The following is a 14,186-nucleotide window of genomic DNA, read 5'->3' as shown; positions in this document are numbered from 1 at the left end:
CGCCGGCGACCCCTGCACCCGCGGCTAGGGTGGATGGGGCGATCGGCGCAGACGTCGCCGGTCGCGACGGAAGGGATGACGATGACGGACGGGTCGGTGGCAACGGGGCCGGAGGCCCTGGCGGCGGGGTTCGCCCCGCGGGACCGGGCCGCGTGGCAGGAGCTCGCGGCGGCCGTCCTCAACAAGACCCGGTCCGACGCGGACCACCTCGACGGACCCTCCGCCGAGCAGGCCCTGCACCGCACGCTCGAGGGTGGACTCGACGTCGCCCCCCTCTACCTGCGCGAGGACCGGCCCCTGGGCCACCCCGGGGCCATGCCGTTCACCCGCGGGCTCGGTCTGCGCGACGGCACCCTGCCCTGGGACGTCCGCCAGCTCCACGACGACCCCGACCCGGCCCGTTCGCGCGCCGCCGTGCTCGACGACCTCGAGCACGGTGTCACCTCGGTGTGGCTGCACGTCGGTGACGACGGCATCGCCCCGGCCGACCTGCCCGAGGTGCTCGCCGACGTCCGGTTCGACCTCGCCCCGGTCGTGGTCTCCTCGCTCGACGACCAGGCGGGTGCGGCGCTGGCGCTGCTCGAGGCCGTGGGGGACTCGACCTCGGTGGGCGGCAACCTCGGTCTCGACCCGGTGGGTGCGGCCCTGCGGCTCGGCACCACCCCCGACCTGTCGAGCCTCGCCGCGGTCGTCCGCCTGGCCGACTCGCGGGAGGGATGGCGCGCCATCACCCTCGACGCCCGCGTCCTCCACGACGCCGGAGCGACCGAGATCGACGCCCTCGCCGTGGCCGTGGCCAGCGGCGTCGCGTACCTGCGGCACCTCGAGGACGACGGCGTCGATGCCGCGACCGCGTTCGCGCACACCGAGTTCCGCCTCAACGCCACCGCCGACCAGTTCCTCACCGCCGCGTCGCTGCGCGCGCTGCGCCGGGTCTGGGCCCGCATCGGCGAGGTCAGCGGCGTCGCCGAGGAGCGGCGAGGAGCCCGCACCCACGCCGTGACCGCCCTGCGGATGTTCAGCCGCGAGGACCCGTGGGTCAACGTGCTGCGCAGCACCCTCGCCACGTTCGGCGCGAGCGTCGGAGGCGCCGACGCCGTCACGGTCCTGCCGTACGACACCGTGCACGGCCTCCCGGAGCGGTTCAGCCGACGGCTCGCCCGCAACACCCAGATCCTGCTCGCCGACGAGTCGAACGTCGGGCGGGTGACCGACCCCGGCGGCGGGTCCTGGTACCTCGAGAGCCTCACCGACCAGGTGGCCTCGGCGCTCTGGGCGCGGGTGCAGGAGATCGAGGCCGCCGGTGGGGTGGTCGCCGCCCTCGACGACGGACTGCTCCACGCGTGGGTCTCCGCCGCCGCCTCCGCCCGGGCCCCCGAGCTCGCCACCCGGCGCACGCCCCTCACGGGCGTCTCGATGTTCCCGCTCGCCGGCGAGAAGCCCCTCGAGCGACGGCAGCGCCGCCAGCCCGGCGCCGCCGGCCAGGCCCTGGCCCCGCGGCGCGACGCCGCGGTGTTCGAGGCCCTGCGCGACCGGGCCACCGCACTCGGGGACCGCGCATCCGTCGTCGTGCGCCCCCTCGGGACCCAGCGCGACTCCGGTGCCCGGCAGACCTTCGTCGGCAACCTCCTCGCCGTGGGCGGGCTCGACGCCGTGGAGGCCGGGTCGCCCCTCGCGGTCATCGCCTCCAGCCGCACCGGGTACGCCGAGCACGCCGCGCAGGCCGTCGCCGACCTGCGCGCCGGCGGCGCCGAGGTCGTCCTCGTGGCCGGCCGCCGCCGCGAGCTGGGCGACGACGCCGACCTCGTCGACGGCGAGCTGTACGACGGCATGGACGTCGTGGCCGCCCTCGACGCCCTCCTCACCCGACTCGAGACGGAGCACGCCCGATGAGCGCGGTCCCCGACCTCACGACCGTCGGCCTCGGCGACGGCCGACCCTCCTCCGCCCAGGCCCCGGTTGCCGGCGCGGCAGACTGGCTGACGCCCGAGCAGATCCCGGTGAAGCCGATCTACACCGAGGACGACCTCGGCGACCTGGACTTCCTCGACACCGTGCCCGGCGCCCCGCCGTACCTGCGCGGCCCGTACCCGACGATGTACACGACCCAGCCGTGGACCGTGCGCCAGTACGCGGGCTTCTCCACCGCCGAGGAGTCCAACGCGTTCTACCGGCGCAACCTCGCGGCCGGCCAGAAGGGCCTGTCGGTCGCGTTCGACCTCGCGACCCACCGCGGCTACGACTCCGACCACCCGCGCGTCACCGGCGACGTCGGGATGGCGGGGGTCGCCATCGACTCGATCTACGACATGCGCACCCTCTTCGACGGCATCCCGCTGGACCGGATGTCGGTGTCGATGACGATGAACGGCGCCGTGATCCCGGTGCTCGCGCTCTTCGTCGTCGCCGCGGAGGAGCAGGGGGTGAGCGCGGACCAGCTGACGGGGACCATCCAGAACGACATCCTCAAGGAGTTCATGGTCCGCAACACCTACATCTACCCGCCCGAGCCCTCGATGCGGATCATCAGCGACATCTTCGCCTTCACCAGCCAGCAGATGCCGCGGTTCAACTCGATCTCGATCTCCGGGTACCACATGCAGGAGGCCGGGGCGACGCAGGACCTCGAGCTCGCGTACACCCTCGCCGACGGCGTGGAGTACCTGCGGGCCGGCAAGGCGGTGGGTCTCGACGTCGACCGCTTCGCCCCGCGGCTGTCCTTCTTCTGGGCAATCGGGATGAACTTCTACATGGAGGTCGCGAAGATGCGGGCCGCGCGCCTGCTCTGGGCGCGCCTCGTGCGCGACCAGGGCGCGCAGAACCCGAAGTCGCTCTCGCTGCGCACCCACTGCCAGACCTCGGGCTGGTCGCTGACCGCGCAGGACGTCTTCAACAACGTCGTGCGCACCTGCGTGGAGGCGATGGCCTCGACCCAGGGGCACACCCAGAGCCTGCACACCAACGCCCTCGACGAGGCGATCGCCCTCCCCACGGACTTCTCGGCGCGGATCGCCCGCAACACCCAGCTCGTCCTGCAGCAGGAGTCGGGCACGACGCGCGTCATCGACCCGTGGGCGGGATCGGCGTACGTCGAGCGGCTGACCCACGACCTCGCTCGCCGGGCCTGGGCGCACATCGAGGAGGTCGAGGCGGCCGGGGGCATGGCCGCCGCCATCGAGGCCGGCATCCCCAAGATGCGCATCGAGGAGGCCGCCGCCCGCACCCAGGCGCGCATCGACTCCGGCCAGCAGCCCGTCATCGGCGTCAACCGCTACCCGGTCGACGAGGACGAGCCGATCGAGGTGCTGCGCGTCGACAACGCGGCGGTGCGCGCGAGCCAGGTCGCCAAGCTCGAGCGGCTGCGCGCCGAGCGCGACGAGGAGGCCGCCGCCGCGGCGCTGCGCCGGATGACCGACGCCGCGCGTGCCGGCTCCGACGGCAGCCTCGGCACCAACCTGCTCGCCCTCGCCATCGAGGCCGCCCGCGCCAAGGCCACCGTCGGCGAGATGTCGGCCGCGATGGAGGAGGTCTTCGGCCGGTACACCGCCCAGATCCGTACGATCGGGGGCGTGTACAGCGCCGAGGCGGGGGAGGACGCCACCGTCCGTGCGGCCCAGGCGGCCGTCGAGGACTTCGAGCGCGAAGAGGGCCGCCGGCCCCGCATCCTCGTGGCGAAGATGGGCCAGGACGGCCACGACCGCGGCCAGAAGGTCATCGCCACCGCCTTCGCCGACCTCGGCTTCGACGTCGACGTGGGCCCGCTGTTCCAGACGCCGGCCGAGGTCGCGCGCCAGGCCGTCGAGGCCGACGTGCACGTCGTGGGGGTCAGCTCGCTGGCCGCCGGCCACCTCACCCTCGTGCCCGCGCTGCGCGCCGAGCTCGACGCCCTCGGGCGGCAGGACCTCATGATCGTCGTGGGCGGCGTCATCCCGAGCCAGGACTTCGAGGCCCTGCGCGCGGCCGGCGCCGACGCCATCTACCCGCCCGGCACGGTCATCAGCCGGGCCGCCGTCGACCTCGTCGCCGACCTGCGCGAGCGGCTCGGGTGAGGTCGGTCGACGTCGCCGACCTGGCGGCCGGCGTGCGCGCCGGCTCCCGGCAGCACGTCGCCCGTGCCATCACCCTGCTCGAGTCCAGCCGCCCCGAGCACCGCGAGCTCGCGGGGGAGCTCCTCACCGACCTCGCCGACCTCACCGGCCGCTCGGTGCGCGTCGGGGTCAGCGGGGTCCCCGGCGCGGGCAAGTCGACCTTCATCAACGCGCTGGGCACCCGGCTCGTCGAGCAGGGCCAGAAGGTGGCCGTCGTGGCGGTCGACCCCAGCTCGCGCCGCACCGGCGGCTCGATCCTCGGCGACCGCACCCGGATGGCCGAGCTCACCGCCAGCGATGCCGCGTTCGTGCGGCCCAGCCCGTCGGGCCGGCACCTCGGCGGCGTCGCGCGGGCCACCCGCGAGTCGATGCTCGTCCTCGAGGCCGCGGGCCACGACGTCGTCATCGTCGAGACGGTCGGGGTGGGGCAGAACGAGGTCGCCGTCTCGGAGATGGTCGACACCTTCCTCCTGCTCACGCTCGCGCGGGCGGGGGACCAGCTCCAGGGCATCAAGCGCGGCATCCTCGAGCTCGCCGACGTCATCGCGGTGAACAAGGCCGACGGCGACGGCGAGGCCGCGGCCCGGGTGGCGGCGCGCGAGCTCTCCGGGGCCATGCGCCTGATGATGCCGGGCCCCGCCGCCCGCCGGCCCCCCGTCCTCACCTGCTCGGCGCTCACCGGTGCCGGCCTCGACGAGGTCTGGGCGGCCGTCCTCGAGCACCGCGACCACCTGCGCACCCAGGGCTCGCTCGAGGCGCGCCGGGCCCGCCAGCAGCAGGACTGGATGTGGGCCATGGTCGACGCGCACCTCCAGGACGCCGTGCGCGACACCCCCTCGGTGCGGGCGGCGCGCGCCGAGGTCGAGCGGGCCGTGCGGGAGGGCGAGCTGAGCGCCGTCGACGGCACCGCGCGCCTCCTGCGGCTGTTCGCCGACGACCTGCGCGACGCCCCGGACGGTCCTCCCGGGTCCTAGCAGAAAACGGGCCGTCCGCGATGCGGACCGAATCGGTCCGAGGCGCGGACGGAACCTGAGGACGCACCCGTCGCTCGAGTTGCGGCGGGCACCGCGACCTGCAGAACGGCCCCAACAGGTCGTTTCGGTCCGGAAACCGGCCGTTTCATCGGCTGTTCGGCCGATGTGGCACCTCCGCACGGGCGATGCGCGGGCGACCGAAGGGCCACGTTCTCAGCGTTCGTGTTGTCGGCGTGTCGCCCCATGGGGAACATCATTCACAACGCACGACACGACCCGCCCCTCTCGCCCTTGGGGTCACCGGTCTCGCCCCCGGTCGTCGAGCGCTGACATCGAGATCCCCCTGCAACCTCGAGGAGCACAGCGTGCGATTCGCCATCCCTGCACGCCGCAGCGCAGCCGCCATGGCTGCCCTGTTGGCACTCACCGCCGGCGTCGCCGGCACCGCCCAGGCCGCCAAGGGCGGCCCCGGCAAACCCCCGAAGGGCGGTACCAGCACCACCATCCCGGTCACCCCGACCACCACCACGACGGTCAACGTCGCCGACGTCCAGAGCACGACCTGCCCCAAGGTCATGGACTACGCGTCGTGCGGCTCGATGAACGTCACCGTCGCCAACCTCGGCGCCACCGGCTTCATCGGCAACGCCGGACCGGCCAACAACGCGGTCACCTACAACACGTACTACACCGGGACGGCCACGACCTGGGCCGCCGTGGTCGCCCACGAGGCCGGTGGCCACGTCGACGCCTGGAACGAGATCGTCGCCAAGGTCGGCACCGCCCAGGCCTGGACCGACTACTACGACCTGGACTACTTCGGCGAGCTCTGGGCCGAGGGACGCTACCGGGCGACCAAGGGCACGACCCGTGACTTCACCCGCAGCGAGGGCAAGGAGACCTACCTCGACTGCGTCGGGCCGGTGGCCCACGGGTACACGGGCAACTACCTGACGATGTGGGGCTACAGCGGCCTGGCGGCCCAGCAGGGCTTCTGCGCCTCCGGCACCGCGCAGGTGATGTCCGACGCGCTCACCAAGGTGCGCCCCAGCTGACGACCCCTGCGACACCCTGCTCCCCGGGCCGGCCACACCCCCTGCGTGGCCGGCCCGGTGGCGCCGGGGAGACCGACCGACGGACCGTGGCCGCGTGCGAGCGCCGCGGTCCGTCGGTCGTCGCCGGCGGATTTCGTGCTGGAGCGCTCGGTCAGTAGTATTGAACGTCGGTCACGTGTGCGTTCTCGCATGGGTGTGTCCCTGCGTGAGCAGCACGGGGCCGATTTCCATGGGCGGATCGACACACCGAAGAGTCGCCCAACAGCGGATTGAGAGGGTATGGCCAAGAAGGACGGCGTCATCGAGATCGAGGGCACGATCGTCGAGGCTCTCCCGAACGCGATGTTCAGGGTTGAGCTCACGAACGGTCACAAGGTGCTCGCGCACATCTCCGGGAAGATGCGTCAGCACTACATCCGGATCCTCCCCGAGGACCGTGTGGTGGTGGAGCTCAGCCCATACGACCTGACCCGCGGCCGCATCGTCTTCCGCTACCGCTAACCGCAATCGATACAGACAGCAAAGGCGACATGAAGGTTCAGCCGAGCGTCAAGAAGATCTGCGACAAGTGCAAGGTGATCCGCCGCAACGGTCGGGTCATGGTGATCTGCGAGAACCTGCGCCACAAGCAGCGCCAGGGCTGACCACGCGTCAGACGCACCACCGCCCCTCACGGGGCCGCACGAGTCACGGCTCGAGCACGCAGAAGTGATGATCGCAGCACCCGACCCCCGACGGGTCACCTGGAAGTCGCAGGTGGGCGCGGGACGTCACCCACGGCCCGGAGGCCGTGGACCGGACCAGGATGGGCCGGATCGGTGGCTGCACCAGACCTCCGGACATCCACAGAAAAGGAACCATCCTCAGATGGCACGTCTTGTTGGAGTGGACCTCCCGCGCGAGAAGCGCGTCGAGGTCGCACTGACCTACATCTTCGGAGTCGGTCGGACCAGCGCGCAGAAGGCCCTCGCGGCCACCGGGGTCAACCCGGACACCCGCGTCAAGGACCTGGGTGACGAGCAGCTCGTCGCCCTGCGTGACTGGATCGACGAGAACCTCAAGGTCGAGGGAGACCTGCGCCGCGAGGTGCAGTCGGACATCCGCCGCAAGGTGGAGATCGGGTCCTACGAGGGCCTGCGTCACCGACGCGGTCTCCCGGTGCGCGGTCAGCGCACCAAGACCAACGCGCGTACCCGCAAGGGTCCCAAGCGCACCGTGGCCGGCAAGAAGAAGGCCGGTAAGTGACCTGCGCCTCGCGCGCGTCGCTGCCACCGCTTCCGAAGACTTCGTAGGAAAGAGAACACATGCCTCCCAAGGGCCGTACCGCGGGCGCCAAGAAGGTGCGCCGCAAGGAGAAGAAGAACGTCGCTGTGGGCCAGGCCCACATCAAGAGCACGTTCAACAACACGATCATCTCGATCACCGACCCCACCGGGGCCGTCATCGCCTGGGCCTCTGCCGGCCAGGTGGGCTTCAAGGGGTCCCGCAAGTCCACGCCGTTCGCCGCGCAGACCGCCGCCGAGGCCGCTGCTCGCCGTGCCATGGAGCACGGGATGCGCAAGGTGGACGTCTTCGTCAAGGGCCCGGGTTCCGGTCGTGAGACCGCCATCCGTTCCCTGACCGCCGCCGGCCTCGAGGTCGGTTCGATCCAGGACGTCACCCCCAGCCCGCACAACGGTGTCCGCCCGCCCAAGCGCCGCCGCGTCTGAGCGCCCGAGACTTCGCGAAAGGTAGATAGAGAGCAATGGCCCGTTACACCGGACCCATCACCAAGAAGTCGCGCCGACTCAAGACCGACCTCGTCGGCGGCGACAAGAACTTCGAGCTCCGTCCCTTCCCGCCCGGCCAGCACGGCCGTCGCCGGATCCAGGAGAAGGAGTACCTCACCCAGCTGCAGGAGAAGCAGAAGGCCCGCTTCACCTACGGCGTCATGGAGAAGCAGTTCCGCCGGTACTACAAGGAGGCGGCCAACCGCCCCGGCAAGACCGGTGAGAACATCCTGACGATCCTCGAGTCCCGTCTCGACAACGTCGTCTACCGCGCCGGGCTCGCCCGCACGCGTCGCCAGTCGCGCCAGCTCGTGACCCACGGTCACTTCCTGGTCAACGGCGTCCGTGTCGACGTCCCGTCCTACCGGGTCGAGGCGTACGACATCATCACCGTGCGCAAGCAGTCGGTGGAGACCCTCCCGTTCCAGCTGGCGCGTGAGACCTACGGCGACCGTCCGGTCCCGGCCTGGCTCCAGGTCGTCCCCGGCTCGCTGCAGATCCTCATCCACCAGCTGCCGGTGCGGGCGCAGATCGACACCGTGCTCACCGAGCAGCTCATCGTCGAGTTCTACTCGAAGAACTGACCGACACGGGATGCCGTCCGCCGGCTTCGGCGGACGGCCTCCCGGGTCGTGGGTGGCCCCACGGACCGAAGTGAGGCCACCGGCGGGAGGCGACTCCCGCGTTTCACGAGGCGTCATATGGCGGTCGCCCGTGGGAAGGAAGAATCACCGTGCTCATCGCACAGCGTCCCGTCCTCAGTGAGGACGTCGTCTCCGAGTCCCGGAGCCGCTTCGTCATCGAGCCCCTCGAGCCCGGCTTCGGCTACACGCTCGGCAACTCGATGCGCCGCACCCTGCTTTCGAGCATCCCGGGTGCCGCGGTCACGAGCATCCGCATCGACGGCGTGCTCCACGAGTTCTCCACGATCCCCGGGGTCAAGGAGGACGTCACCGAGATCATCCTCAACATCAAGGGCCTGGTCGTCTCCTCGGAGCACGACGAGCCCGTCGTGATGTACCTGCGCAAGCAGGGCTCCGGCGCGGTCACCGCTGCCGACATCGCGCCGCCGGCCGGGGTGGAGATCCACAACACCGACCTGCACATCGCGACGCTCAACGACAAGGGCACCGTCGAGATGGAGCTGACCGTCGAGCGTGGCCGTGGCTACGTCTCGGCGCAGCAGAACAAGTCCGGCGACCAGGAGATCGGCCGCATCCCGGTCGACTCCATCTACAGCCCGGTCCTCACCGTGACCTACAAGGTCGAGGCCACCCGCGTCGAGCAGCGCACCGACTTCGACCGCCTCGTCGTCGACGTCGAGACCAAGAACTCGATGGCGCCGCGTGACGCCCTCGCGTCCGCCGGCAAGACCCTCGTCGAACTCTTCGGCCTGGCCCGTGAGCTCAACGTCGAGGCGGAGGGCATCGACATGGGCCCGTCGCCGACCGACGCCGCGCTCGCCGCGGACCTGGCCCTGCCGATCGAGGACCTCGACCTCACCGTCCGGTCGTACAACTGCCTCAAGCGCGAGGGCATCCACACCGTAGGTGAGCTCGTGGGCCGCAGCGAGGCCGACCTGCTCGACATCCGCAACTTCGGTGCGAAGTCGATCGACGAGGTCAAGGCCAAGCTCGCCGGCATGGGCCTGGCCCTCAAGGACAGCCCCCCCGGGTTCGACCCCAGCCTCATCGCCGACCGGTACGACGACTTCACCTTCGGTGAGGGCGAGGACGACGCGGCGTACGCCGAGGACGAGCAGCTCTGACCACGCCCCCCGGCGTACTGACCAAGGAGAACAGCAATGCCCACCCCCACCAAGGGTCCCCGTCTCGGAGGCGGCCCCGCCCACGAGCGGCTCATCCTCGCCAACCTCGCGACGTCGCTCTTCGAGCACGACTCGATCACGACCACCGAGGCCAAGGCGAAGCGGCTGCGGCCCCTCGCCGAGCGTCTCGTCACCTTCGCGAAGCGCGGTGACCTGCACGCCCGTCGTCGGGTCATGACCGTGGTCCGCGACAAGGGTGTCGTGCACCGTCTCTTCGTCGAGATCGCGCCCGACATGGCCGAGCGCAACGGCGGCTACACCCGCATCACGAAGATCGGCGCCCGCAAGGGTGACAACGCGCCCATGGCGGTCATCGAGCTCGTCCGCGAGCCCGTCGCCAAGAAGGCCACCGTCAAGGAGGCCGAGGCCGCCACCAAGCGTGCGGCGAAGGACTCGAAGAAGAAGGACGAGCCCAAGGTCGAGGCGCCGGTCGAGGAGACCGTCGAGGAGACCCCGGCCGTCGAGCTCCCCCAGGGCGCGGTCGCCGCGAACGAGGACGGCTCGGCCCCCGACGGCTACACCGTCAAGGGCAACGCCGACTCCGGCAAGTACCACGTCGAGGGTTCGCAGTGGTTCGACCAGACCATCGCCGAATTCTGGTTCACCGACGCCGAGGCTGCCGAGGCCGCCGGCTTCGAGCCGGCCGGTGGCGCTGCCAAGCAGCAGGTCGAGGACGACGAGGCCTGAGCCTCGCCCCCCGGCTGACGTGAACGGCCCCCCTCCCGCACGGGAGGGGGGCCGTTCCGCGTCGTGGGCGGCTCAGGTCTCGACGGTGCCGCCGGCCCGCCAGTACTCGCCGTCGCGGCGCTCGAGGAACCCCTGCTCGACGAGGTAGCGGCGCAGCGCTGCGTGGTCGGGGTGGAAGCGGTGCATGACCTCGTTGACCTCGGCCTCGGGGTAGCGGCGGCCGGGTTCGAACTGCTGGCTGATGTGGTCGAGGACCACGAGTCGCTTGGAGAGCTTGGTGGGGATGCTCGACAGGCGCCCGTCGACGTCGAGGAAGGCACGCAGCACGACCTCCCGGTGGCGGAGGGCGTCGTCGAGGGCGGGTCGGTCCATGCGGCCGACCCTAGGCAGTGCCGGGCGCTCGGGCCAGCGAGTTACGCGGCGGGCGCGGCCTCCGTGCCGCTGCCGCCGAAGTGGCGGGCGAGGGGGACCAGGCCGAGGACGAGGACCATCGGCAGCGCGAAACCCACGCGCAGGGTGCTGGTGCCGATCGCGCCGGTGAGCACGGAGCCGAGCAGGGCGCCGGCGTAGTTGAACTGGTTGAAGCGGGCGATGGTGGCGTCGACCCGGCGCCGCCTGGCGGCCTCGTCGCCCGCCGACCCGGCCACCCGCGCAGCGGCGGAGAACGACAGGGGCGCGACGACCGCGACCCCCAGGCCGACGACGAAGAACCCGACGATCGCCACGGGCCAGGTCGAGGCCGGCGCGAGGACGACGACCGCGAGGCCGACGAACGCGGTGACCGCCCCGATCCGGACCACCGCCGGCGCGCCGAGGCGGGCCGTGGCGGCATCGCCCACCGAGCGGGCGAGCAGCGTGGCCACGAGGTAGGGCAGGGTCGCCAGCGCGTAGAGGTCGGGGGAGGTCGGCGGGTTCGTGAAGACGGCGTCGCTGCTGAGGTACACCGGCCCCCAGGCCGTGACCGCGGTGTCGACGGAGTAGAAGAGCACGAGGCCGAGGCCGACGAGCGCCACGGTGCGCCACGGCACCCCGAGCGAGGTGGGGTCCTCGGCGACGGTGCCCCGGTCGTGCCGGAGGAAGGGCGCGGCCAGGAGGGCGAGCGGGAGTGCGGTGAGGACGACGTGCGCCGCCGGGTGGGTCAGCCCGCCGAGGGCGAGCACCGCGAGCGTGGCCACGAGCCCTCCCGCGGTCCAGGCGGCGTGGAACGAGGGCAGGACCGGCCGACCCATCTCCTGCTCGACCGCGACCGCCTGCATGTTGGAGGCCGCGTCGTTGGCCCCGACCCCGAGGCCGTAGACGGTGACGGCGACCACGAGGACCGGGAGGTGGCCCGTGCCGGCGGTGGCCAGGCCGACCAGGGCGGTCCCCACGGCGAGGAGGACGAGGGCGGCGCGCACCGCGGTGGCGCTGTCGCGCCGCCGGGCGAGGGCTCCGGCGACGACCGAGCCGGCCCCCGCCATCAGGACGAGGAGCAGCATGAGACCGGCAAGCGCGAGCTCGCCCAGACCCAGCTGGGCCTTGAGCTGCGGCAGGCGGAGGGTGAGGGCGATGAAGAGAAGGCCCTGCACCGCGAAGGCACCGGCGGCGACGAGCCGGTGCGTGCCGATGGTGCGGGTCGCCGAGCCGGTCGTGGTGCTCACCGCGCCAGTGTGCCCGGGTCGACGGCCGTGCACCGGGACGACACCCGCCGGTCACGTCGTCCTCGCGGTCCGGACACCGGCGTGCCGTTGGCTGTCGAGGTGGACGAGGTGCGCCCGGGGTTCCGCCCCGACGTCGAGGGGCTGCGGGCGACCGCGGTCCTGCTCGTCGTGGCGTACCACGTGTGGCTCGGGCGGGTCTCGGGCGGCGTCGACGTCTTCCTCTTCCTGTCGGCGTTCTTCCTCGTGGGTGGGCTGGTCCGGCGTCTCGAGCGTGGCGAGCGGGTGTCGGTGCCCCGCCAGTGGCTGCGGGTCTTCCAGCGGCTCGTGCCGGCGGCGGCGGTGGTCGTGGCCGCGACGGTCGCGGCCGGGCTGGTGCTTTTCCCGCAGCCGCGGTGGCGAGGGCTCCTCGTCGACGCTGTCGGGTCGCTGACGTACAGCGAGAACTGGGTGCTCGCGGCACGCGCGGTCGACTACTACGCCGCGGACAAGGGGCAGGCCAGCCCGCTGCAGCACATGTGGTCGCTGTCGGTGCAGGGCCAGGCCTTCGTCCTCGTGCCGCTGCTCGTCGTGGGTGCCGGGTGGGTGGCCCGGCGATGGGGCCGCAGCCCGGCGACGGTGGTCGGGGTCGTGCTGGCGGTGGCCGTGGCGGTGTCGCTCGCCTGGTCGGTGCACACCACGGCGACCCGGCAGGCGTTCGCCTACTTCGACAGCGCCTCGCGGGTGTGGGAGCTCGCCCTCGGTGGGTTGCTGGCGGTGCTCCTGCCGCAGTTGCGGGTGCCGCGGGCGGTGGCCGAGCCGCTCGGATGGGCGGGTCTTCTCGCCCTCGTGGCGTGCGGGATGGTCCTGGACGTCACCCGCTCCTTCCCCGGGTGGGTCGCGCTGTGGCCGCTGCTGTGCGCGGCGGCGGTGCTCGTGGCGGGGACGACCCCCACCCGGTGGGGCGTCGACCGGCTGCTGTCGACCCGGCCGCTCGTCGCCGCCGGGGGGTTCTCGTACGCGCTCTACCTCGTGCACTGGCCGGTGCTCGTCCTCTGGCTGGCGACGAGCGGCCGCCCTCGGGCGGGGGTGCTCGACGGCGCGGTCGTGGTCGCGGCGTCCCTCGTGCTGGCTCAGGTCCTCACCCGGCTCGTCGAGCGACCCGTGCGGCGGCTCGACTGGCCGGCCACGGCCCCGTGGCGCTCGGCCGGGGTGGTCTTGGGCAGCGCGGGCCTCGTGGCCGGGCTGGCGGGCGGTGGGGTGCTGCGCCTCGACCACGACGCGGCCCGTGGCGACCGGCTGTCGGCGGGGCACGAGGTCGCCGGCTACCCCGGAGCCCGGGCCCTCGCCGGCGGCGTAAGCGTGCGCGCGCTCCCGGTCGACCGGCGGCTGCCGGCGTCGACCGCCCTGCGGCGTGAGTTCGCCTCGCTGCCCGCCCGGTGTTCGGGGGACTGGGCGGCACGCGCGCCCCTGACCGAGGGGTGCACCGTCCTCGAACCCGCCCGCGCGGCGACCGCGACCGTCCTCGTCGTGGGCGACTCGCACGCCGAGCAGTGGCTCGCGACGGTGACCCCGATCGCCGAGCGCGAGGGGTGGCGCGTCATCGCCCTCCTCGAGGGCGGCTGCTCGTTCGGGGCGGCGTCGTCGCGCACGGGAGCCTGCGCCCGCTGGAACGCGGCCGCCCTGGACTACGTGACCTCGCACCGCGCCGACCTCCTCGTGACGGTCGCGACCGCGGCCCACCCCCGCACCCCGGGCGAGCGGCTCGTCGCGGGGTACGAGGAGGTGGTGCGGGCCGTGACCGCGCACGGCACGCCCGTGGTCGGCCTCCGCGACAACCCGCGGTTCGCGTCGGGCGTCGTGGCCTGTGCGCTCGAGCGCGGCGACGAGGCCTGCACGGCACCGGTGTCCGAGAAGCTCGCGCCGCGCGACCCGGCGGCGGCGCTCGACGTCGAGGGCTTCACCGACGTCGACCTCACCGACCTCGTCTGCCCCGCGGGCCGGTGCCCTCCCGCGGTCGGGAACGTGTGGGTCTACCTCGACGACAACCACCTGACCACGTCGTACGTGGCCACGCTCGCCCCCGCCCTCGAGCAGCGGCTGCGTGCTGCCGGGGCCTGGCCGGACGGCGGCGGGGTCGTGGAGGCCGGGGCTACGCTGTCGCGGTGA

Annotated in this window: 14 protein-coding genes; 12 read left to right on the top strand and 2 right to left on the bottom strand. The window is 72.6% G+C overall.

Features of this window, described 5'->3' with window-relative positions; genetic code table 11:
* Positions 1–81: 81 nt before the first annotated feature.
* From ACFLFB_RS15225 to rplQ, 11 genes are all read left to right on the top strand, one after another.
* Positions 82–1,893, top strand: a complete 1,812-nt coding sequence (locus tag ACFLFB_RS15225) for a methylmalonyl-CoA mutase family protein (RefSeq protein ID WP_392543023.1) — start codon at positions 82–84, stop codon at positions 1,891–1,893.
* Positions 1,890–4,049, top strand: a complete 2,160-nt coding sequence (gene scpA / locus ACFLFB_RS15220; protein ID WP_392543022.1) for a methylmalonyl-CoA mutase — start codon at positions 1,890–1,892, stop codon at positions 4,047–4,049. The genes ACFLFB_RS15225 and scpA overlap by 4 nt, the downstream gene beginning before the upstream one ends.
* Positions 4,046–5,062 (top strand): methylmalonyl Co-A mutase-associated GTPase MeaB, encoded by a 1,017-nt coding sequence (meaB, locus tag ACFLFB_RS15215; RefSeq protein WP_392543021.1) that lies wholly within the window; start codon positions 4,046–4,048, stop codon positions 5,060–5,062. Before scpA ends, meaB begins: the two co-directional genes overlap by 4 nt.
* Before the next feature lie 404 nt (positions 5,063–5,466).
* Positions 5,467–6,117, top strand: a complete 651-nt coding sequence (locus ACFLFB_RS15210; RefSeq protein ID WP_392543020.1) for a hypothetical protein — start codon at positions 5,467–5,469, stop codon at positions 6,115–6,117.
* Between the two features lie 279 nt (positions 6,118–6,396).
* Positions 6,397–6,618, top strand: coding sequence for a translation initiation factor IF-1 (gene infA, locus ACFLFB_RS15205; RefSeq protein ID WP_006946284.1), 222 nt, complete (start codon positions 6,397–6,399; stop codon positions 6,616–6,618).
* 29 nt (positions 6,619–6,647) lie between these two features.
* Positions 6,648–6,761: a 50S ribosomal protein L36 gene (rpmJ, locus tag ACFLFB_RS15200; RefSeq protein WP_006592630.1), complete on the top strand. Its 114-nt coding sequence runs from the start codon at positions 6,648–6,650 to the stop codon at positions 6,759–6,761.
* Positions 6,762–6,984: 223 nt separating this feature from the next.
* Entirely contained in the window at positions 6,985–7,362 is a 378-nt protein-coding gene (gene rpsM, locus ACFLFB_RS15195) for a 30S ribosomal protein S13 (protein WP_392543019.1), read from the top strand.
* Positions 7,363–7,421: 59 nt separating this feature from the next.
* A complete protein-coding gene (gene rpsK, locus ACFLFB_RS15190) occupies positions 7,422–7,826 on the top strand; it encodes a 30S ribosomal protein S11 (protein ID WP_392543018.1) in 405 nt (134 codons plus the stop codon).
* A gap of 35 nt (positions 7,827–7,861) precedes the next feature.
* The gene (gene rpsD / locus ACFLFB_RS15185) at positions 7,862–8,470 is read left to right on the top strand and encodes a 30S ribosomal protein S4 (RefSeq protein ID WP_392543017.1); all 609 of its coding nucleotides are present in this window, start codon (positions 7,862–7,864) and stop codon (positions 8,468–8,470) included.
* Positions 8,471–8,619: 149 nt separating this feature from the next.
* Positions 8,620–9,654 (top strand): DNA-directed RNA polymerase subunit alpha, encoded by a 1,035-nt coding sequence (locus ACFLFB_RS15180; protein ID WP_392543016.1) that lies wholly within the window; start codon positions 8,620–8,622, stop codon positions 9,652–9,654.
* 36 nt (positions 9,655–9,690) lie between these two features.
* Positions 9,691–10,401, top strand: a complete 711-nt coding sequence (gene rplQ, locus ACFLFB_RS15175; protein ID WP_392543015.1) for a 50S ribosomal protein L17 — start codon at positions 9,691–9,693, stop codon at positions 10,399–10,401.
* A 72-nt stretch (positions 10,402–10,473) separates the two neighbouring features.
* Here rplQ and ACFLFB_RS15170 read toward each other — a convergent pair whose 3' ends face one another.
* Together ACFLFB_RS15170 and ACFLFB_RS15165 are read right to left on the bottom strand one after the other, a co-directional pair.
* Complete coding sequence (locus ACFLFB_RS15170) at positions 10,474–10,773, bottom strand: DUF2087 domain-containing protein (protein ID WP_392543014.1); 300 nt, start codon at positions 10,771–10,773, stop codon at positions 10,474–10,476.
* Positions 10,774–10,814: 41 nt separating this feature from the next.
* Positions 10,815–12,041, bottom strand: coding sequence for an MFS transporter (locus ACFLFB_RS15165; protein WP_392543013.1), 1,227 nt, complete (start codon positions 12,039–12,041; stop codon positions 10,815–10,817).
* Between the two features lie 99 nt (positions 12,042–12,140).
* Here ACFLFB_RS15165 and ACFLFB_RS15160 point away from each other — a divergent pair, with 99 nt between their 5' ends.
* On the top strand, positions 12,141–14,186 hold the full coding sequence (locus ACFLFB_RS15160) for an acyltransferase family protein (RefSeq protein ID WP_392543012.1): 2,046 nt from the start codon (positions 12,141–12,143) through the stop codon (positions 14,184–14,186).

Origin of the sequence: Oryzobacter telluris, from assembly GCF_043099285.1 — a bacterium.
GTDB lineage: Bacteria > Actinomycetota > Actinomycetes > Actinomycetales > Dermatophilaceae > Oryzobacter > Oryzobacter telluris.
The sequence above is the reverse complement of the archived record's forward strand: the minus strand, read 5'-3'. Positions and strand labels throughout refer to the sequence as shown.

Bases quoted from the DNA above. Each gene is read 5' to 3' on its own strand.
- rpmJ (WP_006592630.1), top strand. From the start codon at position 6,648: ATGAAGGTTCAGCCGAGCGTCAAGAAGATCTGCGACAAGTGCAAGGTG.
- rpsK (WP_392543018.1), top strand. From the start codon at position 7,422: ATGCCTCCCAAGGGCCGTACCGCGGGCGCCAAGAAGGTGCGCCGCAAG.
- ACFLFB_RS15210 (WP_392543020.1), top strand. From the start codon at position 5,467: ATGGCTGCCCTGTTGGCACTCACCGCCGGCGTCGCCGGCACCGCCCAG.
- infA (WP_006946284.1), top strand. From the start codon at position 6,397: ATGGCCAAGAAGGACGGCGTCATCGAGATCGAGGGCACGATCGTCGAG.
- rpsD (WP_392543017.1), top strand. From the start codon at position 7,862: ATGGCCCGTTACACCGGACCCATCACCAAGAAGTCGCGCCGACTCAAG.
- ACFLFB_RS15225 (WP_392543023.1), top strand. From the start codon at position 82: ATGACGGACGGGTCGGTGGCAACGGGGCCGGAGGCCCTGGCGGCGGGG.
- ACFLFB_RS15170 (WP_392543014.1), bottom strand. From the start codon at position 10,773: ATGGACCGACCCGCCCTCGACGACGCCCTCCGCCACCGGGAGGTCGTG.
- rplQ (WP_392543015.1), top strand. From the start codon at position 9,691: ATGCCCACCCCCACCAAGGGTCCCCGTCTCGGAGGCGGCCCCGCCCAC.
- scpA (WP_392543022.1), top strand. From the start codon at position 1,890: ATGAGCGCGGTCCCCGACCTCACGACCGTCGGCCTCGGCGACGGCCGA.
- rpsM (WP_392543019.1), top strand. From the start codon at position 6,985: ATGGCACGTCTTGTTGGAGTGGACCTCCCGCGCGAGAAGCGCGTCGAG.